Annotated in this window: 29 protein-coding genes; 13 read left to right on the top strand and 16 right to left on the bottom strand. The window is 43.1% G+C overall.

Annotated elements, in window-relative coordinates; all coding sequences use genetic code 11:
- Nucleotides 1-203: 203 nt before the first annotated feature.
- Both FIS9605_RS0106255 and FIS9605_RS36390 read right to left on the bottom strand, forming a co-directional pair.
- Nucleotides 204-428 carry a hypothetical protein gene (locus FIS9605_RS0106255; protein WP_035139684.1) on the bottom strand — a complete coding sequence of 75 codons (225 nt, stop codon included), beginning with the start codon at nt 426-428 and terminating at the stop codon, nt 204-206.
- Between the two features lie 136 nt (nt 429-564).
- Nucleotides 565-1,053 (bottom strand): hypothetical protein, encoded by a 489-nt coding sequence (locus tag FIS9605_RS36390; RefSeq protein WP_231510251.1) that lies wholly within the window; start codon nt 1,051-1,053, stop codon nt 565-567.
- 120 nt (nt 1,054-1,173) lie between these two features.
- Here FIS9605_RS36390 and FIS9605_RS0106245 point away from each other — a divergent pair, with 120 nt between their 5' ends.
- Entirely contained in the window at nt 1,174-1,545 is a 372-nt protein-coding gene (locus FIS9605_RS0106245) for a hypothetical protein (protein WP_155960367.1), read from the top strand.
- Nucleotides 1,546-1,557: 12 nt separating this feature from the next.
- On the opposite strand, the gene FIS9605_RS42445 is transcribed toward FIS9605_RS0106245, so the two are convergent.
- Complete coding sequence (locus FIS9605_RS42445; protein WP_155960366.1) at nt 1,558-1,746, bottom strand: hypothetical protein; 189 nt, start codon at nt 1,744-1,746, stop codon at nt 1,558-1,560.
- A gap of 114 nt (nt 1,747-1,860) precedes the next feature.
- Between FIS9605_RS42445 and FIS9605_RS0106240 the strand changes: the two genes are divergently transcribed.
- The 6 genes from FIS9605_RS0106240 to FIS9605_RS0106215 all read left to right on the top strand — a co-directional run bounded on the left by FIS9605_RS0106240 (nt 1,861) and on the right by FIS9605_RS0106215 (nt 7,672).
- A complete protein-coding gene (locus tag FIS9605_RS0106240) occupies nt 1,861-2,298 on the top strand; it encodes a CoA-binding protein (protein WP_026731819.1) in 438 nt (145 codons plus the stop codon).
- 123 nt (nt 2,299-2,421) lie between these two features.
- Nucleotides 2,422-3,435, top strand: a complete 1,014-nt coding sequence (locus FIS9605_RS0106235; protein WP_026731818.1) for a multicopper oxidase domain-containing protein — start codon at nt 2,422-2,424, stop codon at nt 3,433-3,435.
- Nucleotides 3,436-3,730: 295 nt separating this feature from the next.
- The gene (locus FIS9605_RS0106230) at nt 3,731-4,774 is read left to right on the top strand and encodes a ComEA family DNA-binding protein (protein WP_026731817.1); all 1,044 of its coding nucleotides are present in this window, start codon (nt 3,731-3,733) and stop codon (nt 4,772-4,774) included.
- Between the two features lie 444 nt (nt 4,775-5,218).
- Nucleotides 5,219-5,653, top strand: coding sequence for a ferritin-like domain-containing protein (locus FIS9605_RS0106225; RefSeq protein ID WP_026731816.1), 435 nt, complete (start codon nt 5,219-5,221; stop codon nt 5,651-5,653).
- A 101-nt stretch (nt 5,654-5,754) separates the two neighbouring features.
- Nucleotides 5,755-6,720, top strand: coding sequence for an FTR1 family iron permease (locus tag FIS9605_RS0106220; protein WP_026731815.1), 966 nt, complete (start codon nt 5,755-5,757; stop codon nt 6,718-6,720).
- A 136-nt stretch (nt 6,721-6,856) separates the two neighbouring features.
- Nucleotides 6,857-7,672: an MOSC domain-containing protein gene (locus FIS9605_RS0106215; RefSeq protein ID WP_026731814.1), complete on the top strand. Its 816-nt coding sequence runs from the start codon at nt 6,857-6,859 to the stop codon at nt 7,670-7,672.
- On the opposite strand, the gene FIS9605_RS0106210 is transcribed toward FIS9605_RS0106215, so the two are convergent.
- Nucleotides 7,642-8,055, bottom strand: a complete 414-nt coding sequence (locus tag FIS9605_RS0106210) for a DUF1772 domain-containing protein (RefSeq protein ID WP_231510250.1) — start codon at nt 8,053-8,055, stop codon at nt 7,642-7,644. The genes FIS9605_RS0106215 and FIS9605_RS0106210 overlap by 31 nt on opposite strands.
- A gap of 332 nt (nt 8,056-8,387) precedes the next feature.
- Here FIS9605_RS0106210 and FIS9605_RS0106205 point away from each other — a divergent pair, with 332 nt between their 5' ends.
- Complete coding sequence (locus FIS9605_RS0106205; RefSeq protein WP_026731812.1) at nt 8,388-8,987, top strand: tRNA-(ms[2]io[6]A)-hydroxylase; 600 nt, start codon at nt 8,388-8,390, stop codon at nt 8,985-8,987.
- Between the two features lie 345 nt (nt 8,988-9,332).
- Nucleotides 9,333-9,848, top strand: a complete 516-nt coding sequence (locus FIS9605_RS0106200) for a GNAT family N-acetyltransferase (RefSeq protein ID WP_026731811.1) — start codon at nt 9,333-9,335, stop codon at nt 9,846-9,848.
- A gap of 196 nt (nt 9,849-10,044) precedes the next feature.
- Here FIS9605_RS0106200 and FIS9605_RS43895 read toward each other — a convergent pair whose 3' ends face one another.
- The 3 genes from FIS9605_RS43895 to FIS9605_RS0106185 all read right to left on the bottom strand — a co-directional run bounded on the left by FIS9605_RS43895 (nt 10,045) and on the right by FIS9605_RS0106185 (nt 10,883).
- Nucleotides 10,045-10,155 (bottom strand): caspase family protein, encoded by a 111-nt coding sequence (locus FIS9605_RS43895; protein ID WP_231510249.1) that lies wholly within the window; start codon nt 10,153-10,155, stop codon nt 10,045-10,047.
- A 13-nt stretch (nt 10,156-10,168) separates the two neighbouring features.
- Nucleotides 10,169-10,561 carry a Pepco domain-containing protein gene (locus tag FIS9605_RS0106190; RefSeq protein ID WP_026731810.1) on the bottom strand — a complete coding sequence of 131 codons (393 nt, stop codon included), beginning with the start codon at nt 10,559-10,561 and terminating at the stop codon, nt 10,169-10,171.
- 97 nt (nt 10,562-10,658) lie between these two features.
- Complete coding sequence (locus tag FIS9605_RS0106185) at nt 10,659-10,883, bottom strand: helix-turn-helix domain-containing protein (protein WP_026731809.1); 225 nt, start codon at nt 10,881-10,883, stop codon at nt 10,659-10,661.
- A gap of 151 nt (nt 10,884-11,034) precedes the next feature.
- Between FIS9605_RS0106185 and FIS9605_RS0106180 the strand changes: the two genes are divergently transcribed.
- From FIS9605_RS0106180 to FIS9605_RS0106170, 3 genes are all read left to right on the top strand, one after another.
- Nucleotides 11,035-11,244, top strand: coding sequence for a hypothetical protein (locus FIS9605_RS0106180; protein WP_026731808.1), 210 nt, complete (start codon nt 11,035-11,037; stop codon nt 11,242-11,244).
- A gap of 169 nt (nt 11,245-11,413) precedes the next feature.
- Complete coding sequence (locus FIS9605_RS0106175; RefSeq protein ID WP_026731807.1) at nt 11,414-12,073, top strand: ComF family protein; 660 nt, start codon at nt 11,414-11,416, stop codon at nt 12,071-12,073.
- A gap of 81 nt (nt 12,074-12,154) precedes the next feature.
- Nucleotides 12,155-12,616: a PPC domain-containing protein gene (locus FIS9605_RS0106170; protein WP_026731806.1), complete on the top strand. Its 462-nt coding sequence runs from the start codon at nt 12,155-12,157 to the stop codon at nt 12,614-12,616.
- 84 nt (nt 12,617-12,700) lie between these two features.
- Here FIS9605_RS0106170 and cobS read toward each other — a convergent pair whose 3' ends face one another.
- A complete protein-coding gene (gene cobS, locus FIS9605_RS0106165) occupies nt 12,701-13,480 on the bottom strand; it encodes an adenosylcobinamide-GDP ribazoletransferase (protein WP_026731805.1) in 780 nt (259 codons plus the stop codon).
- A 571-nt stretch (nt 13,481-14,051) separates the two neighbouring features.
- On the opposite strand from cobS, the gene FIS9605_RS0106160 reads away from it, so the two are divergent.
- Entirely contained in the window at nt 14,052-14,504 is a 453-nt protein-coding gene (locus FIS9605_RS0106160; RefSeq protein WP_026731804.1) for a hypothetical protein, read from the top strand.
- Nucleotides 14,505-14,635: 131 nt separating this feature from the next.
- Here FIS9605_RS0106160 and FIS9605_RS0106155 read toward each other — a convergent pair whose 3' ends face one another.
- The 8 genes from FIS9605_RS0106155 to FIS9605_RS0106120 form a co-directional block, all read right to left on the bottom strand.
- Nucleotides 14,636-15,538, bottom strand: coding sequence for a hypothetical protein (locus tag FIS9605_RS0106155; RefSeq protein ID WP_155960365.1), 903 nt, complete (start codon nt 15,536-15,538; stop codon nt 14,636-14,638).
- The gene (locus tag FIS9605_RS0106150; RefSeq protein WP_442854685.1) at nt 15,484-15,867 is read right to left on the bottom strand and encodes a hypothetical protein; all 384 of its coding nucleotides are present in this window, start codon (nt 15,865-15,867) and stop codon (nt 15,484-15,486) included. Before FIS9605_RS0106150 ends, FIS9605_RS0106155 begins: the two co-directional genes overlap by 55 nt.
- 252 nt (nt 15,868-16,119) lie before the next feature.
- Complete coding sequence (locus FIS9605_RS0106145) at nt 16,120-16,350, bottom strand: hypothetical protein (RefSeq protein ID WP_026731801.1); 231 nt, start codon at nt 16,348-16,350, stop codon at nt 16,120-16,122.
- A gap of 40 nt (nt 16,351-16,390) precedes the next feature.
- Nucleotides 16,391-16,834, bottom strand: a complete 444-nt coding sequence (locus FIS9605_RS0106140; protein ID WP_026731800.1) for a hypothetical protein — start codon at nt 16,832-16,834, stop codon at nt 16,391-16,393.
- Nucleotides 16,818-17,888 carry a hypothetical protein gene (locus tag FIS9605_RS0106135; protein ID WP_026731799.1) on the bottom strand — a complete coding sequence of 357 codons (1,071 nt, stop codon included), beginning with the start codon at nt 17,886-17,888 and terminating at the stop codon, nt 16,818-16,820. Before FIS9605_RS0106135 ends, FIS9605_RS0106140 begins: the two co-directional genes overlap by 17 nt.
- 91 nt (nt 17,889-17,979) lie before the next feature.
- On the bottom strand, nt 17,980-18,228 hold the full coding sequence (locus tag FIS9605_RS0106130; protein WP_026731798.1) for a hypothetical protein: 249 nt from the start codon (nt 18,226-18,228) through the stop codon (nt 17,980-17,982).
- A gap of 343 nt (nt 18,229-18,571) precedes the next feature.
- Complete coding sequence (locus tag FIS9605_RS36385; protein ID WP_035139422.1) at nt 18,572-18,781, bottom strand: zinc ribbon domain-containing protein; 210 nt, start codon at nt 18,779-18,781, stop codon at nt 18,572-18,574.
- 225 nt (nt 18,782-19,006) lie between these two features.
- Nucleotides 19,007-19,252, bottom strand: coding sequence for a hypothetical protein (locus tag FIS9605_RS0106120; RefSeq protein WP_026731797.1), 246 nt, complete (start codon nt 19,250-19,252; stop codon nt 19,007-19,009).
- Between the last annotated feature and the right edge of the window lie 61 nt (nt 19,253-19,313).

Below are 19,313 nucleotides of genomic sequence, written 5' to 3'. Positions count from 1 at the left end.
TAGAATGGTGCGTTAGCCTTTGGCGTAACGCAACGGCAATAAAGGGGGAGGAAAATCCACACCCCTTTTTGCCTCCCCTACGTATCTTTTCAAAAATCAAATACTAGTCCTATATATTCATTAAAAATCCTGGATAAAAATTTTGCTTGTAATCTAATGTTTTGTTGTTTGTACCAAAATTCCCAATTGTTGTTGTGACTAATTTATCGTTTTAAACCACAACCTAAACAACGCATACAAACAAAGAAAGCTGCTAAAACCAAGACAAACTCAACTAGCAATTGAAATTGCAAGGGAGCTAGAGCAAATCCCCAAACCAGAGAAATTGTCCCTGCTACCATAGCCGCAATTCGATTAATTTCGTCTTTAGTATTCCAAGCCAATACAAAAATTCCTAAACCAATTACTAATAAAACTAGGCTACTCATAAACATTTTTATTACTTAGGTACTAAAACTAAATCAATGTGTAGCTACTCAAATGCACCAAGCAGAAAGCCAAATACTTACAAAAATCGTGTATGCCAATTTTATAAGAATTAGCATACAAGGAGCAAAAAGATGCTCAATTTTCATAGGGAGCTATTTCACTCCATTTATATCCCATATAATTAGCAAGCCCAGCTAAACATGGGTTCCATTTTCGGCGCAGAGAGATGTACAAAGAAGCACCAGTCTCTAAATCTGTTGCTGTCTCTATTCCTTCGGCTCTAAACTTTTCTACCGCGTGATAATACCGCTTTAGCCACACTTGCTCTTGCGAGTCATGAATATTTGAACGACTCTTTGGCAGAAATGAGCCAGACAACTCAAACAGCAGTTGTAAACTGCCACCCCACAATTGTGCTACCGCTGTGGAATGCACTAGTGAACGATATTTTTCAGTGTTCAATGCACTTTTCATTAGGGTAACTGTATCGATCGCCAAAAGTAGTATTCTTGGCAAGGCATAGTAAGTTTGTCGAAAACGGAAAAACAGTAACGCTGGGTAAGAGTGCTGCGATTCGAGCAAGTTAATTAAGTCCCTTGCTATGTCAGAAATATCTTGCTGCACGCCGCTGAGTTCGCCACTAGCTCCAAGTCTTGCTAGTATTTCTGCTGCGATAGAATAATATTCAGAAAATTTCCGTCAAATGTCCTAATGCTCCCGCGGAGGCAGGCTATGAGAGATTTGATGAAAGACGCAGCATGGGTTCTGCTAATCACATTCACGCTAGCGATTGTATACGAACTCTACCGAGCCACTGCAAAGGCGGGGACCTCCAAGCATGACTCAATGCATACGTTCGTCGTTCAGGGTCTCCCATTTTATGTGGTGGCCGCCCTCGTTATCGCCGCATTGTTTGCAGGATACGATTGGGCAGTATGGGCGGGACTGGCCTTGGCGATCGCGTGCATACTCGTGTCGATCTTCTACTATAACCCGCGGATTATGCTTGAGCGGCAACCCGGCGTTATTGACTGGTTCGAGGACTTGGTGTTCACCGGGCTGCTGTTTGTGGCCGCCGCCCAGCTTTTGTACTTGGTTCTCGGCAGTATTCAATAGTGCAACTGAACCCTATTCATTGCCGTATGTTCGTTGCCGGGTGAGGCAAGCAGCGCTGGGTGCCAGTAGCCCTAACAATCGGTTCAGCGGTCGCGCTGGTGCGCTGCTGCTGAACCGGAGCGTTATCTCAAGGTTATCTGTGAGCGTTGGAGTGTGTGAACTATCTACACCGCCCTTCGGGTCGGTGTAGGCTTCTGGCACGCTCGTAACGTTTCCAGAACTTCCTTCGAGGTACTATTAGAGTAGTAAAGTCACTTACTACCAGATTCCCTCTACGGCGTTTTATCGTTTGTGTCCTTTAGGGAGATTGAGAATATGCCTCTCCTCAAAGCTAATGATAATGCCATGCGTGATGTGTTGAGCCGCGCCAAAGTCATAGCGGTAGTCGGTCATTCTGATAAACCTGAACGAACTAGTTATCAAATAGCTCAATTTTTGCGGAGGGCGGGTTATACCGTCTACCCCGTGAATCCCACTGTCAAAGAAATTGATGGTCAGCCAAGCTATTCTTCCCTCAAAGGAATTCCGGAACAAGTGGATATTGTCAATGTTTTTAGGCGTTCTGAGTACTTGAGCGAAATTGTTGACGAAGCAATAGCCATCAACGCTAAAACTGTATGGGCGCAACTGGGTGTCTCAAACCAACAAGCAGCACAAAAAGCTTTGAGTGCAGGACTAAATGTGGTGATGGATGCTTGCCTCAAAATTGAGTATCTGCGCTTGGGGATTGGTGAAATAGATAGTGCCAGTTGAATTAGGATACTGAAAGCATTTTCTAATTATTGAGAATAATTATTAATTTATCTGTCTATAAAAATAAAAATAGTTGCAAAATATTTGCAGTTTTATTTAGCTGCAAATATTATTAATAATGCTATGCCTAATAATTTTGCTCTTAATCAAGAAAAAATATGGAGTCGCCGTCAACTGTTGAAACTCGGATTAGCAGGTGCTGGCGTAACTGGAGCAGTTACTGTGTGGCACAAGCTGACAGCACAAAAGCACTTAGTGAGAATACCACCGTTGGAGAAAGAGGTAACTTCTAATAGTGCTGCCAACCCAATGCAGGTAGTGCGAGATTTTGATTATGGAACGCTCAAGCGTGAAAATGGGCGGATAATCCGAGAATTTCGCTTGACTGCTGGTACTTCCCCGATACAGTTAAATAGCGCTGTTTCTTACAACGTCTGGGACTTAAATGGTCGTATCCCCGGGCCGACACTGAGAGCAAAACAAGGCGATCGCGTGCGGGTATTGTTCCTCAACAAAGCGGGACATTCTCACTCTTTGCATTTTCACGGTATCCACCCTGCCGAAATGGACGGTGTGCGCCCAGTTAGCAACAGTAGTGCCACGATTTATGAATTTGATGCTGAACCCTTTGGTGTTCACCTCTATCATTGCCATATTGAACCAGTCACCCGGCACGTTGCGAAAGGGCTATATGGAATGTTTATTATCGATCCGCCCAAACCGCGCCCACCAGCAGATGAGATTGTCCTGGTGATGGCTGGGTATGACGTCAATGACGATAACCACAACGAACATTACGCCTTCAACGGTTTGCCGCACTACTTCATGGATCATCCCATCCGCATTTACCAAAATCAGTTGATTCGGTTGTATGTCCTCAACATTATTGAATTCGATCCCGCAGTCACGTTTCACTTGCACGCCAACTTCTTCGATGTTTATCCAACTGGAATGACTCTCACTCCTACCCAAAAAACTGATGTAATTACAATGGGTGTAGCAGAACGTCATATCTTAGAGTTTGCCTTTCGCTATCCAGGCAAGTATATGTTTCATCCCCATCAAGATGCGATCGCAGAAAACGGCTGTATGGGTCAATTTGAAGTAGTGGCCGAGAGCAACTCTAAAAGAAAATAGGGGAAAGGGGAAAGGGATTTTCGGCGTTGCATAATTGCGGAATGATTTTGGAATTTGCACCAATAATAATCACCGTGTCTCTGCGTCTGGTGCGTCAGCGTCAATCATCCCATTATTCAGCAACACCAGATTTTCATTCCCTCGTTCAAACGAATATATTTGACAGCTAGTTGATAGAAAATCTCATTAGTGCAAAAATAACATAACAAAATCTACGACAAGTTGTCAAATCCAAGACCAATACAGCCTAAAAGCCTTTCAATTATTAGCTTTCAAACATTGCTTTGGAGAAAAAATGAAAAAATATCGTTACGTTTGTTTAGCTATTGCTGCTTGTGTCATAGTTACGCTAAGTTCCTGTAATAATGGTGGCACGTCCACCACAGAAAATTCGCCAGCGGCTAGCACTCCAAATTCCGCCTCACAAACTACTGAAACAGTTACTCATAGCGCTCATGGTAGCAAAAAACAAATTAATATCAACACAGCAATCTTGTCTGAGTTAGATAAATTTGAAGCACAGCTAGGCGTACCAGCATTATCGAATAAGATTCAGGCAAATCGTCCCTATGCTAGTCCTGAGGAATTAGTAAGTAAAAAGGTGATTACCCAAGCACAGTTCGACAAAATTAAAGACCAAGTAACTGTTCAGGAAGTGGTTTTGAGTGGAGAAGCCAAAGATGTTGACTACATGACTAAGCTGGGGTTGATGAAAGGGCATCTGATTGTAGCGCAAGAATTGCTAGATCAGAATCAGCCAAAACAGGCAGAACCGCACATCGGACACCCTGTCGAAGAAATTTATGTTGATGTAGAAGACCAACTCAACGATCGCAAAGTTAAAGAATTTAAGACGACTTTGGTGAGTTTGCAAGATTTAGTGAAATCTAAGCCCAAAGATGCCAAGGTCAAAACTGATTTGACTACTTCGATGCAAGCAGTGGATGGAGCGATCGCGGCTTTACCAGAAAACCAACGCACCCAGCCCGCATTCGTGCTACAGGTAATTAACGGCTTGTTAGATGCAGCCAACTCAGAATATGGTGCAGCAGTTGCTGACGGTAAAATCTCCGCAGCAATTGAGTATCAAGATTCCCGTGGCTTCGTACAGTACGCTAACGACTTGTACAAAGGCATTTCTAGCCAAGTGGCTAAAGAAAATCCCGAAGCCGATAAAACAATTCAAGCGAGTATGGCTCAACTGACAAAAAACTGGCCTACAGTCATCCCGCCAGCTAAGCCAGTCAATTCCCCTGAGGAAGTAACCAAGCTGGTGAAAACCATCGAATCGGAATCTCAAAAAATCATTGACGCTTCCAAAACGCAAGCGCAGCAATAGCCCTTGGAATTAATGGGAGCGAAATTAACTTTGGGTTTTAACTTCAAGGTTTAAAATTTAGTGAGAAGCGGAAAAAGTTAGGAGTTAGTAGAGGAGGCGGGTTTATTCAGTCAATTGGTCGCGTTTCGTGAGTCCCCCGCTATACCTTTATGTTAGCAGCACTGGAAACGCCGCTCGCCTTACTTGGTACTGGGTACTGGGGACTGGAGACTAGAAGGGACAGGGGAAGAACTATAACAAGGCTCTTTCCCAATCACCAATACCCAATACCCTTTTCCCCAATCCCCGATCCCTAATCCCCAGTCCCTTTTACTGGCTTTTGGCAAAACCAAATATCTGGTTAAACTTGCCTGTACAGAGTAAAGTATGTAATTCCTAACTCCTAATTCCTAACTTGTAACCCATCACCGATCGCTTTTGGCTTTTAGCGTGAATTAACCAATAATGCAAGAACTCGATCACCAAAAAACAATCGACCTATTGAACGCCATCATGGAATTTGAACTAGCAGGAGTTGTGCGTTATACTCATTACTCCTTGATGGTGACTGGTCCCAATCGCATTCCGATTGTGACTTTTTTCAAGGCCCAGGCTAGTGAGTCTCTACTTCACGCCCAACAAGTGGGAGAAATTCTCACAGGTTTAGATGGGCATCCTAGTCTGAAAATTGCGCCGATTGAAGAAACTTATAAGCATTCAGTTAAACACATTTTGGAAGAAAGCTTGGCACACGAAAAGAAAGCATTGGATTTGTATAAAAATCTGTTAGATACTGTCAATAATGCCAGTATTTATCTAGAAGAATTTGCGCGAACAATGATTGGTCAGGAAGAGATGCACAATCTTGAACTGAAAAAAATGTTACGCGATTTTAGTTAATAGTCAAGAGTCAAGGGTCAAGAGTCAAAAGTCAAACTATTGACTTTGGACTTTTGACTTTGGGCTTTTGACTTTGGACTTTTGACTTTGGACTTTTGATAATGAATTTTAGTACTGCTCTACCTACTTTTGTGATTACACTCCGAGAAGGAGTGGAAGCTGCCTTAGTGGTTGGTATTGTCCTGGCTTTGTTGAAAAAAGCTAAACAATCCCGACTCAACCCTTGGGTATATGCTGGTGTCGGTGTTGGCATTGTCCTGAGTGCGCTGATAGGTGTGCTGTTTAGCTCGATCATTCAAGCACTAGGTGCAATTAATCCTCAGTACACCTCCGTAGTTGAACCACTGCTAGAAGGTGTGTTCAGCGTGTTAGCGATCGCCATGCTTAGCTGGATGCTAATCTGGATGACCAAGCAAGCTAGAGTTATGAAAGCTCAAGTAGAGGGAGCGGTAACAGATGCCTTAAAAAATAACTCTAATGCTGGTTGGGGCATTTTTACCTTAATTTTGGTTGCTGTTTTGCGTGAAGGCTTTGAAACAGTTTTGTTCATCGCTGCAAATTTTCAACAGGGGCTAATTCCCAGCCTTGGTGCTATTGCTGGAATTGCTGTTGCAGCGGCAATTGGTGTGCTTTTATTTCAATGGGGAGTCAAAATCAACATCCGGCGATTTTTCCAGGTAATGGGCGTTTTGTTGGTATTGATTGTTGCTGGTTTAGTAGTTTCAACACTACACAATTTTGATGAAGCTGTCAGCAATTATGCCCTCAGTAGTCGTGCGACAGAAAGCCTTTGTTTCTATTACGAAAGGTTTACCAAAATCCACTCTTGTATTTTAGGCCCAATGGTTTGGAATACATCTAACATTTTGCCTGAAGAAAAATTTCCTGGTATTCTGCTCAAAGCTTTGTTTGGTTACAGAGAACACCTCTATCAAGTGCAAGCATTAGCGTATATTATATTTTTGCTGACTGTTGGCGGTTTGTATTTCCGCAGCCTCACATCTGCTTCTCCTCAGACCGGAAATATCCCAGCAGGTCAAAAACCGATGAGTTCTGCTAAGGAATAGGTTAGTGGATAGTAGATAGTGGTTAGTGGTTGTTAACTATGCCCAATCCCCAATCCCCAATCCCCAATTCCCAATCCCCAAATTTTGTGTACGCAGTTGATGGAGGCTACTAACTACTAACAACCAACAATCCCCAATGACTAAAATATCCGTTCAACAATTATTTATTTATCCAATCAAAGGATTAAGCGTTCAAAAGTGCGATCGCGTTCACCTCAAAATCGGATATGGTATCCCGGGCGATCGCGCTTTTGCTTTGATGTACAGAGACGTTTCTGTAGAGACGTTGCACTGCAACGTCTCTTGGATGAACAAGCAAAACTTCGCCATGCAAAACGACTGGCCAGGACTCGCGGCGTTAGATTGTTCCTATGACTCGGCGACTGGCACATTGACAGTGAAACGTAAAGGTATAGAGTTATTGGTTGCCGACACTAACACCAGCAAAGGGCGAGATCTGATTTCAGCCTTTTTTACTGGATACCTGGCAGGAATTTATCCCAGTCAAGCTGCTAGACATCCTAACCGCGCACCTTTGCAATTGGTCGGGGAATTTGGAGAAACTCGCTATCCCGACCGAGAAGCAGTACATATTTCTCTCGTCAGTCAGGGAACCGTTGATCGCTTAAGTGAATTAGCCGGACAAGCAATAGACGTGCGGCGTTTCCGCCCCAATATTGTTGTGGATGGTGTACCCGCTTGGGGAGAATTCGACTGGGTTGGGCAAGAAATGCAACTTGGTTCAGCCCGAATTTTAGTTACAGCCAGAATTAATCGCTGCTTAAATATTGATGTCAATCCTGAAACAGGAGAACGAGATATTGGGCTATTATCCCTACTGCAAAAGCATTTTCAGCATACGCAGACGGGTGTTTTAGCACAGGTGATTAGCAGTGGTAACGTGGCAATTGGCGATGAGTCTTACCGACGGGTTGTTTCCAACTCAGTTTGACGAAATCCAGCGCGATCGCCAGGACGTTCTTTGGGAGTCTCAAGAATTACAGACAGTAGCAGCATACTGAACCCGATTAGCTGAAGCACGAACCGGGCCGCGTGTGAGTATTCCCACTGGTTGCGCAACTGCATCCAATTCACTGGTAATGATTGGGGCGTCGAGTTGCGAAACACGGTATTTACAGGCTCAGTAAACAGGAAGAAAACCACAGGAAACGCCAGCAACCAGAAAACCGTCGCGGCTAGCGTCAACCGAAAAGCTGGTCGGCGCTTGCGAACGAGGAATGACAGCACGATCAAGGCAAGAACAGCACCCGGCTCAATAAATGCGCCAGGGCCTGGGGGCCCGAACAGTCGGTATAGAGAATTCTGGATCGTCACGTAGAGCGGGCCATCGTAACTCATCTTAGCTGGCAGCTCCAGCGTGTGACAGAATGCCATTCCCATGCTGAGGGCGGTGAGGATAAGCGTAATGAAGCGCCATGTTCTCATAACTTGGTCTCCGAAGAAACAGCATGTTTCAAGAAGCAATATCTAGCTTTATTACAGCAATGATGAATCCAAAATCCTACCACCTCTGGTAGAAGCAACATGATTGGGGGACTGGTATTGGTGATTGGGTACTAGGTATTGGAAAAGAATCTAACCCAGTCCCTGAAAACATCCTCTAAAAGCTAAATGTAAAATAATGTAGAGTTTTCTAAGTTTTGACTGTGCTGTCTTCTGATTTACCAACAATCAACATCCTCAAACAAGCAACCTGTTCTGCTTGGGTGGAACAAGCAATATCTCACATAGATATTATTCTCCTCGACCACGCCCAATGCGAACGTAAAGCTGCTGGTGTGGCGTTAAATTTGATTTTTCGCTATCCTTCTAACGCCAAAATGGTGCGAGAACTTACTAAAATAGCTCGCGAAGAACTCGAACACTTCGAGCAAGTCAATCAATGGCTAGAACATAGAAATATACCCATGCGTCCCTTAGCGCCGCCTCCCTATGGTGCGGGTTTAAAAGCCCAAATTCGCCCCAAAGAACCAGAACGCTTTTTAGATTCTCTGCTTGTGAGCGGTTTAATTGAGGCTCGCAGTCACGAACGCCTGGGATTGTTAGCTACTCACTGTTCTGAGCCAGAATTAGCAAAATTTTATCGCGGCTTGATGGCATCCGAAGCACGGCATTTTGGTATTTACTGGGTACTAGCTGATACTTATTTTGACCGTGAAATTGTTCAACTACGTTTGGATGAATTGGCAGTTGTGGAAAGTGAATTGCTAACAAATTTGCATCCTGAGCCAAGAATTCATAGTTAGAGAGGTGGGGAGAGTGGGAGAGTGGGGGAGTGGGAGAGTGGGGGCTCGGGGTCCCCTCTGGGGTTGGGGGCTGTGGGGGCTAGGGCGTGTTTTCAAACTCCTAAATGTCATTCTGAGCGAAATGAAATGAAGCGAAGAATCTCGTAAAAATCAGGGTTATAGAGATGCTTCACTACGCTGTCGCTTCGTTCAGCATGACAAAACTGATACTTTGAAAACACACCCTAGGGGTCCCCTCTGGGGTTGGGGGCTGTGGGGGAGTGGAAGAATAATAACCAACTACTAACCACTAACTACTAACCACTAACTACCAACCACCAACCACCAACTACTAACAAATGACTAATGACTAATGACTATTATCGAGATTTTTTCATTCGTCCGTGGGAGGAGCGCGATCGCATTCCTGCTGCTGAGGTAATTCGATCTGTATTATCAGAATATGGTCTAGGGTGGGAGCCTGACGGCGCAGACCGAGATGTACTGCAAGTAGAAGAATGCTACTTAGCTACAGGGGGAGAGTTTTGGATCATTGAATACCAAAATCAAGTAGTAGGTACGGGAGCATATTACCCTGTTACCCGTGGTGAAAAAGCCGTAGAAATTCGCAAAATGTATCTTTTGCCGAGTGTAAGGGGTGTAGGACTGGGCAAGTATTTGTTACAACAGCTAGAAGATGCGATCGCCCGTCGTGGTTTTGAGCAAATTTGGATTGAAACCGCTAGCGTCTTAGCAGAAGCAGTCAAGTTGTACGAAAACAACGGATATCAACCAGCGACAGGTGTAGAAACAACACGGTGCGATCGCGTTTATGTAAAACTGCTAACGAGTATTTTTGATGCTGGAGAGAATGGCTGTTAATAATGCTAAGAGATGCGATCGCATAAGGGATTTCAACAAATAAATTATCCAATCTTGTGGGGTGGGCATCTTGCCCGCCATTTATTTGCGGGCGGGCGAGACGCCCACCCCACAAGAAGTAATTGGATATTTTTTATTTGGAAGTCCCTAAGCCCAACTTTCTAAGATTAAAAAAATTAAAATTAATTTTAGAAACTCAATTTTTGAACCAAGCATACATAGCCTCTGCATCTCGCTTGGCATATTTGAGCGCCTGGAGATTATCGTAATTGTTTATGCCAACTGCGATCGCCCAATTCCTACCCATACGCAAGTGCCAATTATCTTCGTTTAAACTTGAAAGTCATCGCACCCTTACCCCCCGCTTTCCCACCAACCCCAAACAGGCTGATTTTTCCTTCGCCATTAATCTCTACTGATAATTCAACTTCATCTAGTTGCATTTTGGAATTTGGCTGTTCTGCTTCTTCCAGAATTTCTCGCATTGCTTGCAGAAATTCTGACATTTCGTGCTTGAGTTGGTCTACTTGGACAGCTTTACGTTTGGTGATGGTGACTTCTGTCGTTTCCGTAATTTCTGCACCAAGTATTCCGCCCATATCGCGACTGCTTCTTGCACCACGAGTGGTTGTACTTTCATGAGAAACAGCAGTTTCGGATGTTTCTTCGGTAATAATCCAGATTTGTTTTGGGGTTGAGATTTCTGTTGACATTGGTTGTTGGTTGTTGGTTGTTGATTGTTGGTGGTTGGTTATGAATCAGTGAACAGCGATCAAAAACTGATAACTGATAACTGTTAACTGTTAACTGTTAACTGATCTCATCAGCTTCCTCTACGTAATTCAAAAAGTCACCCGGTTGGGCGTTTAATTTTTTACAAATCACTTCAACGGTTCCTCTATCTGGATAAATATTTCTATCCCTCCACAGCCTAAATGCTGTTGCTCTTGGCAGTCCAGTGATTTGCCAAAATTTGTTGGCGCTGGGAATGCCTTTTTCTTTGCCAAATTCTTGAATTCTGTTGATTAGTCCCATTTAATAAGACTACTCCAAGTGTAGTATTTTTTATTTATTATAATTTATTGACACGTCCCATTTAATGGGATTAAATAGTAATAGAGAAGGGCGATCGCACGACCAAGTACCCTCGCCCTCTCTATCCCACAAAAATATGGAGATTTAAATTATGCCACAACTTATTCTTTGTCAAACACCTACAAGAGGATTAATAAATTTAGCTTACATTCGTCAAGTTTGTTTTCGGGAGATTCATATTCACGGTCAGTTGCAATTTGCCTGTCTGATTATTTGGAGTAACGGCGATAAAGAAACTTTTGTTGGTAAAGATGCTCAAGCGATCGCCCAAATACTTGGAAAAATAACAAAACAAATTTAAGCATTCATGTAGAGTGGGCAATGCTCACCCTACATAATTAGAGAAATATTTGTTACAACAGCTAGAAGTTGCGATCGCTCAATATACATAAATATACTTGGTGTCTTAGTGCCTTGGTGATAAAAATTTTTGAACCACCAAGACTCCAAGACACAAAGATTTTTGAACAATGATCAATTGGAAAAATCTACTCAACCTCTTTCTTCAATCTAATTGCCCTTTGTGTCAGCGTTCCACCTCGCAAGAATTATGTCCAAACTGTGTTCGCCAGTTGCAAAAATGCCATATTTATGATATTAGCAATATCGGCCAAAACCCCTTACCGATATTTGCCTGGGGAGTGTATGGCGGTATACTCAAACGAGCGATCGCTGCAATGAAATACGAAAATCAGCCTCAAATTGCTCGTTGTTTGGGTCAGTGGTTGGGAGAAGCATGGTTATTACATTACGAGTGCGATCGCCAATTGGTAGTAGTTCCCATCCCGCTTCACGCTAGTAAGCTAAAACAACGCGGCTACAATCAAGCCGCACTCATAGCCGAGAGTTTCTGTGCAACGACTGGATTACAATTGAAACAAAATGGTCTAAAAAGGATTAAAGAAACCGAAGCACAGTTTAGCTTATCTGCATCTGAGCGAGAAAAAAACTTAACTGCTGCCTTTGGACTAGGTAAAGACTTTGATCATCGTCCAAATGCTTCGGTGTTAATAGTAGATGACATATACACTACAGGTGCAACCGTCAAATCTGCCATACAAACACTTTGTAACAGTGGCATAGCTGTTTCTGGTTTAGCAGTAGTTGCTACTGCTGTTAAAGATAATTAAAAGAGAAGTACGTGGGCAACCTGTGCAAAGGAAAACTATAATTGAGCCAATTGCGCTAGTTTTGTGGGAAGGCTCTTGGGGATGAAAAGTAAGGCTTTTGCAATGGGTTTAAAACAAATCACTTTCATTCCTGCCTCGTTGTTGGCAATTGCCATAAGTTCAACCGCGGCTTTTGCTCAAGTGAATAAATTGTATAATCCAATTCCCTTGCCTAACACTTATGAAGTTTCCGATACACTGACCGATAAAGACATCCCCACAGGTCAAGGTGGATTTGCCCGCGATTACATGGTGACGTTGAAAAAAGGTGATAACTTAGCAGTTGATCTCAGTTCTGAAAGTTTTGACAGTATTGTTACACTGCTGGGGCCAGATGGAACGACCATAGCAGAAAATGATGATGGCCCTGATGGCAGCAGCAACTCTTTATTATTCACCCGCATCACAGAAGCAGGGCCTTACATTGTTCGTGTCAGGTCTTTTGGCGAAACTGGTGTAGGGGCTTTTAAACTCAAAGTAACACGATTGCAACCGGTCAAATAAATATTAAGTTGTTGGTTGTTGGTCGTTGATTGGTGGTTGGAACAAACAACAAACAACAAACAACAAACAACAAACAACAAACAACTAATTTCCCAAAGCTGTCAACACACACAGAAATAAAGCTTCAGTCCACTCTACAACTGCACCGTAAGTATCGCCTGTGTGTCCGCCTAATTTGTGATTAAACCAAGCACCGGTAATTGCGGCGATCGCGCTTCCAGTGAGTGCCATTGTGATGGCGAAAAATATTTGATTTCGGTCTAAAAAAATTTGTAAACAGCTCAAACCTACCAGCAACAACAGCATCGGTAAGCAATCTTTGTAAGAACGAATGGCTTGTTTATGAAATGCACCTTTGCCTGTCGGTTTCAAGTAAGGATAACAGGCAATTGCTAGGATTTGTCCCCAGCGTCCCCACCCAGCAGCAGCCATTAAAATTAACCAACGGTTGCGATCTAGTTCTGTTAGCGCAGTTGTTTTCAGCAGCACCAAGGCGATCGCTGCCATTGCTCCAAAAGCACCTGTAGCACTATCTGCCATCACTTCTAGCCTTCGCTTTGGATCGCCTACTGCTAAACCATCAGCAGTATCCATTGCTCCATCTAAGTGGAGCCCGCCTGTAATCGCAATCCAACCACATACTACCAAAGCACTGCGAGTTAGCACTGGCATACCCAGATAATGCATTAGAAAATCAAATAGCGCTAAAATTCCCCCGATCATCAGTCCTATCATCGGGGCAAGACGCGCTACTCCTTGGAAGTCAAAGGCATATATATATGGCAGGGGAATTGTAGTATAGAATGCAACAGCTGCTCCCATGCTCAACAGTAGTTGTTTCCACCACTGACAGTGATTGGTCATCTTAGTTACGCTAGTCAATAGTTCTTGGTCATTAGTCATCTGTCATTAGTCAAAGGACAATACGGTTCAGTTAGTAGAATTCAATCTTTGGAGATCCCCCTAAATCCCCCTTGAAAAGGGGGACTTTAAGATAAATTTCCCCCCTTTTTAAGGGGGGCTAGGGGGGATCAAAACCTTAACTGAACCGTATTGAGTCAAAGGACAAATGACCAATAACTAATGACTAATGACATGACGCTCATAATTCCGTCACAGGCAATTAAATTCATCTTGAAAAATTTCAATAAGATTTACTTGTATGAGTAACTTCATTAGAAAATTTTGTTATGCTTATTTCAGTAAAGATTTTCAATATTTTGTATAAAATACAACCGAAATAGCTCAAAAAAATCACAACTTGATTCTATGAATTGCATTTTTACCGTGTTTTGTCAAAAAATAACTTATCAAAGTTCCTAAAAGCGATCGCCCTACAAATTAGATAGAGATTAAATGGTAGGGTATCGATAAGCAGCGAAATCGACTGTTTAACTTGTGTTGTTCTCATCTGCACTCCTAGAGCTACTTGATTATGAGTCACCATCTACCCGAAAGTAAGATACCAGCTCCGTGCATCATTCATACAGGTGTGGTTGTAAATAAGCTTGATATGCGGCGACTGCTAGCGGATTTAGGCCATGTTCGCTATGTCTACACTCAAGATGGTGAGTTACAGAGTGAGGGTGAAGGGAATGTGATGGAAGTCTTTGCCAATCCTCAGCGGTCTACCTTAGTTGCGAACCATGCCCTTTATCTCAATGTTTGTAGTTTTGATTGTTTGGAATTAAAACAGTCACCGGAAAAAGAAACCTTTTTTGACCTAGTGCAAGAAGGAAGTTGTCTGCGACTGATTCCTCTTTCTACTCCCATGCAAGAGCGACAGGAGCGTTCCTTGAATGTCAGCGCTATAGAAGCAATGATGGAGCAAGTACTCTCAGCCAGATGGGATGCAGAAATTGACGACGATTCCTCTGAGCCGTTTTAAGCAGCTACGCACTTGAGCGTCTCCCCCATAAATTTATTTGTAAGAAAATAGCGGGGAATTCCCGCCATAACGCCTCGGAGTTAAAAAGCACCCACTCCAATCGGATTATTTGACACTTTAGTACATGAGAATTACTGTCTGATGATTTCCACCTGTTGGATCTTAAACTCAAGCTCGTACTCATTCCCAGCAGTGACATCTTGAAAGCCGATCCCATAACTGGGAGGGCCAAAACGAGCTTCTAGAGATTTATACTCGTCGTTATCCCCATTCCCAGCAACGTAGCAGCGCAAAAAAGTTGTTCTCCGGAATCTGTGGTCACCAAAGTAGTCATCTAAGCAGTCTTGGTCATATCCATTCGCCCTAACTGAAAAAGAGTCTCCGTCAAATACGTAGAAGTCGAAGACCGCCCCCGAAAAGTCCATTTCACCGTCGCCGAAGCCATCGTCGTCATCATAGTCGTTCATATCGCCTCGCGCAAAGTCTACTAACCGAATCCACGGGTTTGGCGCACGGTCTACATTCATCCAGAAAAACGTACACTTGCAGTCGCCCGGATCAGTTTCTTTGTCGTCATGCAGATCCATCTGATTGAGCGTTAACCGAAAGTGGCGAACAGGTTTATTAGGTGGGGTATTCCATCCTACATAGACCTTACGAGCATAGACATCAGTCGAGCTAACGGCTGTGCCAGCTAGAGGAATCTTCACGTGAACTGCGGGAGCGTTAGCATCAGAACGAGTTTCCAGGATTGGTGCAATGCCAACTGTGTTATTTGGCCCTAAGTTCACTTCCGTTACTAAGGTTGCTGCCGGGTTTGGTCTCGGCGGAGCAATGATGTCAAACTCAAAATTTTCAGCTATCGGTGTCGTTTTCGTGGGACAAGAATCGGGATTAGAAGACAGGATGATATTTGCTCCACAGTTCAACACATCAACAACAAACCCACTCTGACCGTGAATGTAGAGGTTAGTTGCCGTTACAGGGACGAACTTGTTTCCAGCGCCTGCCATCCGACGAACTTGCGGGCGCATTGTAGCAATGCTCGAATCGGATGGATCTCGGTGCGATACTTTCCATTGGTTGGATGCCCGCAATCGAAGATCCAATGACCGTTTGCCCAAACGCGATCGCCCACACTGGGCCAAGCCCACTTAGGAAAGTAGCGTTCGGGAGAATTCCTCCCCCTTTCACTAGGAAACGTACCAGTCTCCCACTCAAGATGAAGCGTATCAGGACGGCGAGCGTCATTGGGATCGTCTCGCCCAACATCCGAAAGAATATCTTCTTGCCCCCGATCCACCAAAAGATTGAAAACCATGTCATGGGAGTTGTGAACAGCAGGAAAGTCTGTGTGAGACACCCAACTTCCCTTAACAACACCCGTGACTGAGCGAAACTTAGGAGCAGACGGGATTGCCCTTTTCACCCAAATCCAGCCTGGGTCAGGGATGTCGATATCTGTTAATCCTAGATCGACTCGGAAATCAGAACATACTTGCCTCGCTACAGACCCATTAACGGTTTGACCCTGAGCGAGTGCGATCGCTCAAGCTAAGTCGGTTGCGGAGGTAATTCGCCACTTTCAGGGGTAAAAATGTAAAATTTAGTTTGATTATGAGTCACCATCTAGTTTCTGTCTTCCGTACTTGATTTGCGCTTCAACTCCTTGCTCGGTAATGCACATAGCCACTGTTGAAAGTAATACAGTAGATGCTACGGACAATGCTGTAACAGATGGTATGTTAAGCGTCTCTTGAGTCTTTGAAAAATCTCCTTTCAAGGCTCCAGAACACCATTCTCCAAAGGATTTTTCGCGTCTTGAAATGAATAGCTTCTTAATCATTCTGTTCTTCCTCCTTTATAACTGTTTGAAAATCGTACTTTTATTTTCTATATTCGCATCGATAGTCTTCGCAAAGTTTTTCAAACTCCTCCTTCAGGTTCCCAATAATGTCACAAACGGCTGCCTTAAACTCTTCTTCGTCACTGGTCTTAGAAGGAAGTTCTTTTTTAAGGTTGTGTAGATCTTTATCAACGCGATCAAGAAATACCCCGAACTTCTCTTGATACTTCAGATTAATCCTTGTTTTTTGTATATTTTTACGGATATTTATGGTGTCCAACCAACTGAAGTTTCCTGTTGCTGTTTGAGAAACGGCCAAACTAAAAGATGCACTTATTACACCGAGTAACCACCCTAAATCAATACTAGGACGGTTATTTATAATTGTGATATGCTTCTGAATATTCTCAGGGGAGAGTTGCGTGCTGAGGTAGGCGTCAACCATGCTCTTAATCGGCGCGATCGCATCATTCGGTTGTCCCATGTTCTTGACCCTCAATCATGTTCTGGATTGCCTTGAGCTTGCGGACAATCTCCAAAGTCTTGTCTATGTTGTTCTCGCTATTTAGCAGGCGTTGAAAAATCGGTCTACCAGCGACAAGAGCAAAGGCAGATGGGTTGGCACCCATAATCATCATTAATGGAAGTTGAGTGATGGCATCTTTCGTGAAGCCCTCAATCATGCTACGCCACTTAACGCGCTCTAATGTGTATGGATCGTTCTCAATCGTGTAGAAGGAACATTGTTTTGCGTGATCAAAGCTGGATGCTAAATCTTGAAATATGCTACCAAGGGCAATGCCAGCAAAGCCAGTGACCTCTGATACTAGTCGTTGATTCTGTCCGTAATTGCTTATCATTTCCTCAGCGTCGTTCCTACTGAGGCCAGCAACATCTGCACAATCCAGACATACTTCGCGGCTCATTGGCTCATTGAGATCGCACGCGGATAAGATGGTATGGAACAGCTGATATCGAACTTCTTCACTTTCATCCCGTCCTTTTAGCGTTGGGAAGACGTTCCGATTAGCATATCTTTCAAAGATTTCGCGGAAGCGCTGCTCATCGAATTTCAAATTAACAGCGGAGTGGAACTGGATAGCTCGCTTTTGGATGAGAAAAGCGTTGCCCTTGTTAATGTAGGCCTGCCACCCTAAGACGAACTCAGTTAAGTCCTTAGCACGTCTGTTTTGGTAAATATAGTCGATCAGTGCAGGCGCGGCAATTATCAGGCTGCTCGTTGCGAATGAGACTATTCCCTTCCTCAGCCCGACACGCCTTTGGTGCTCAACATATTTGGAATTGCTGACAAAGCCAAGTTTTTCAAAGAAGTTCAAAGTGTTGTGGAAGTCTTCGTTCATCTTTCCTTCGACAGCATTTGCCATTAAAGTGGCAAACTCTCTGCGAAATTTGTGAAATGCGTCATTTTCACGGAGATAGTTATATAGTCCCGTGGTATTGAGTACATCTGACACGCGCAAGATGTAGTTAGATGTAAGAACCTGTTGTGTATCAGAAATAAGCTGGAACTGGTTCATTCTCTGTATCCCCTCCCTAAGAAACTATTCTAGTTTTTTCATATATCAGGAATGCGATCGCTTTTCTTAAAGGCTTTTATCACTTTGAGGTCTAACGTTGAATTTTGGTCAGATGAAATCGAAAAATTTTGTCAAAATTACCCGAAATAACAAAAGCGTTCGAGGAATGCGAACGTATCTGACCAAGTACTTTTGCATCCCTCAGCGACTCTTCAGGGTTACTGCAAAAAAATGTTGCACCTCCTAAACCAATAGAAATAATAATGCTATTTCCTGAAAGCATACCAACAAAAGCAAGAACTCCAAACATTAAAGTAATAACAATAAATACTGCTTTCATATTGACCTCAAATTGACCTCAAATCATAACAGTTAGACTTTATTTTTAGGAAAAGCAAATTTCATTAAGTCCAGCTTTCTACTCAATGAGTAGAACACATATTGGTCTGTATTTCTATTGATATATCTGATGTTTACCCTTTGCCTAACTTTTTATGTAGCGTATTTGCCCAATTATCAAGGTTAACCAATGACAAGAAATTAGTGATTGTTTATGTTAGGTGAATAACTGGCAACTTGGCATAATGGAAAGTTTTGCTTTAAGTTCATAACTATACGACTTGGAGATAATTTAAAGTTGCAGTTAACCACCAAGAGCAAACGTAGTAACCGAAGCTTTGTAATTAAATCTCATCCGACTCAGAGCGATCGCTTGGATTGTCTAACATAAAGCCCAAAGCAGCTAAAAGCAATGGAATACCGACACGCTTGAGCGCTGTAGATACAAGTCTACTGGGGCTTTTCATAGCAATAGGAACTCCACAGTGCGGGCAAGTCAAAGCTTGATCGGAAATTCCCTCTTTTTGACATTCTGGGCAAGAAATTAAAGCCATAATTTTTATCCCTCCAACTTCGTTTAGTTTTCTAGCAACATCCGCACGATGTTTCAACTCACCATATTTCAATAGAGTTCAGTGAAGGTAATTTGTGAAAATTCCGGTTGTATGAAAACGTTACACTGCAACGTCTCTAAAAAGTTTTCGGCTAGGAAAATTATCTTATTTTAACCGTATTGAACTATAATTTTCTACTTAGACACCAATGGCAAAGTTTATGAATCAAAGTAACAGTAAGGCCGCTCCTAAAACCATCAATCCTCCGATAACATAACCCCAACCACTAGGCGTATTTGAAGAAGGAGTATTTAGCTGTTGCTGCTGGTTTTTCTGCCGTTGCTGCCAAGCATAATACTGTTGTTGTTTCATCCATTGGTCACGTTGGCGTTGCAGTTGTTGTTGCAGTTGTTGTTGCTGTTGATGTCGCATCTTTTGGTAATGTTGTTGTCGACCTGGCATGGGTTTCATATTTTTCACCTCCATTAACAGATATATATAGTCAAAAATTTTAAACTTGAAGTAATTCTTT

Origin of the sequence: Fischerella sp. PCC 9605 (genome assembly GCF_000517105.1) — a bacterium.
Lineage (GTDB): Bacteria > Cyanobacteriota > Cyanobacteriia > Cyanobacteriales > Nostocaceae > PCC9605.
This window is presented reverse-complemented; position numbering and strand designations above follow the sequence as displayed.

Coding starts and splice junctions, on each gene's coding strand:
- FIS9605_RS0106180 (WP_026731808.1), top strand. CDS start 11,035: ATGCCACAACTTATTCTTTGTCAAACACCTACAAGAGGATTAATAAAT.
- FIS9605_RS0106140 (WP_026731800.1), bottom strand. CDS start 16,834: ATGGGACAACCGAATGATGCGATCGCGCCGATTAAGAGCATGGTTGAC.
- FIS9605_RS0106185 (WP_026731809.1), bottom strand. CDS start 10,883: ATGGGACTAATCAACAGAATTCAAGAATTTGGCAAAGAAAAAGGCATT.
- FIS9605_RS0106215 (WP_026731814.1), top strand. CDS start 6,857: ATGACTAAAATATCCGTTCAACAATTATTTATTTATCCAATCAAAGGA.
- FIS9605_RS0106170 (WP_026731806.1), top strand. CDS start 12,155: ATGAAAAGTAAGGCTTTTGCAATGGGTTTAAAACAAATCACTTTCATT.
- FIS9605_RS0106175 (WP_026731807.1), top strand. CDS start 11,414: ATGATCAATTGGAAAAATCTACTCAACCTCTTTCTTCAATCTAATTGC.
- FIS9605_RS0106145 (WP_026731801.1), bottom strand. CDS start 16,350: ATGATTAAGAAGCTATTCATTTCAAGACGCGAAAAATCCTTTGGAGAA.
- cobS (WP_026731805.1), bottom strand. CDS start 13,480: ATGACCAATCACTGTCAGTGGTGGAAACAACTACTGTTGAGCATGGGA.
- FIS9605_RS36385 (WP_035139422.1), bottom strand. CDS start 18,781: ATGGCTTTAATTTCTTGCCCAGAATGTCAAAAAGAGGGAATTTCCGAT.
- FIS9605_RS43895 (WP_231510249.1), bottom strand. CDS start 10,155: ATGGGTAGGAATTGGGCGATCGCAGTTGGCATAAACAATTACGATAAT.
- FIS9605_RS0106120 (WP_026731797.1), bottom strand. CDS start 19,252: ATGAAACCCATGCCAGGTCGACAACAACATTACCAAAAGATGCGACAT.
- FIS9605_RS0106190 (WP_026731810.1), bottom strand. CDS start 10,561: ATGTCAACAGAAATCTCAACCCCAAAACAAATCTGGATTATTACCGAA.
- FIS9605_RS0106240 (WP_026731819.1), top strand. CDS start 1,861: ATGCCTCTCCTCAAAGCTAATGATAATGCCATGCGTGATGTGTTGAGC.
- FIS9605_RS0106230 (WP_026731817.1), top strand. CDS start 3,731: ATGAAAAAATATCGTTACGTTTGTTTAGCTATTGCTGCTTGTGTCATA.
- FIS9605_RS0106160 (WP_026731804.1), top strand. CDS start 14,052: ATGAGTCACCATCTACCCGAAAGTAAGATACCAGCTCCGTGCATCATT.
- FIS9605_RS0106225 (WP_026731816.1), top strand. CDS start 5,219: ATGCAAGAACTCGATCACCAAAAAACAATCGACCTATTGAACGCCATC.
- FIS9605_RS0106255 (WP_035139684.1), bottom strand. CDS start 428: ATGAGTAGCCTAGTTTTATTAGTAATTGGTTTAGGAATTTTTGTATTG.
- FIS9605_RS0106155 (WP_155960365.1), bottom strand. CDS start 15,538: ATGCGCCCGCAAGTTCGTCGGATGGCAGGCGCTGGAAACAAGTTCGTC.
- FIS9605_RS0106135 (WP_026731799.1), bottom strand. CDS start 17,888: ATGAACCAGTTCCAGCTTATTTCTGATACACAACAGGTTCTTACATCT.
- FIS9605_RS0106220 (WP_026731815.1), top strand. CDS start 5,755: ATGAATTTTAGTACTGCTCTACCTACTTTTGTGATTACACTCCGAGAA.
- FIS9605_RS0106245 (WP_155960367.1), top strand. CDS start 1,174: ATGAAAGACGCAGCATGGGTTCTGCTAATCACATTCACGCTAGCGATT.
- FIS9605_RS0106235 (WP_026731818.1), top strand. CDS start 2,422: ATGCCTAATAATTTTGCTCTTAATCAAGAAAAAATATGGAGTCGCCGT.
- FIS9605_RS0106200 (WP_026731811.1), top strand. CDS start 9,333: ATGACTAATGACTATTATCGAGATTTTTTCATTCGTCCGTGGGAGGAG.
- FIS9605_RS0106130 (WP_026731798.1), bottom strand. CDS start 18,228: ATGAAAGCAGTATTTATTGTTATTACTTTAATGTTTGGAGTTCTTGCT.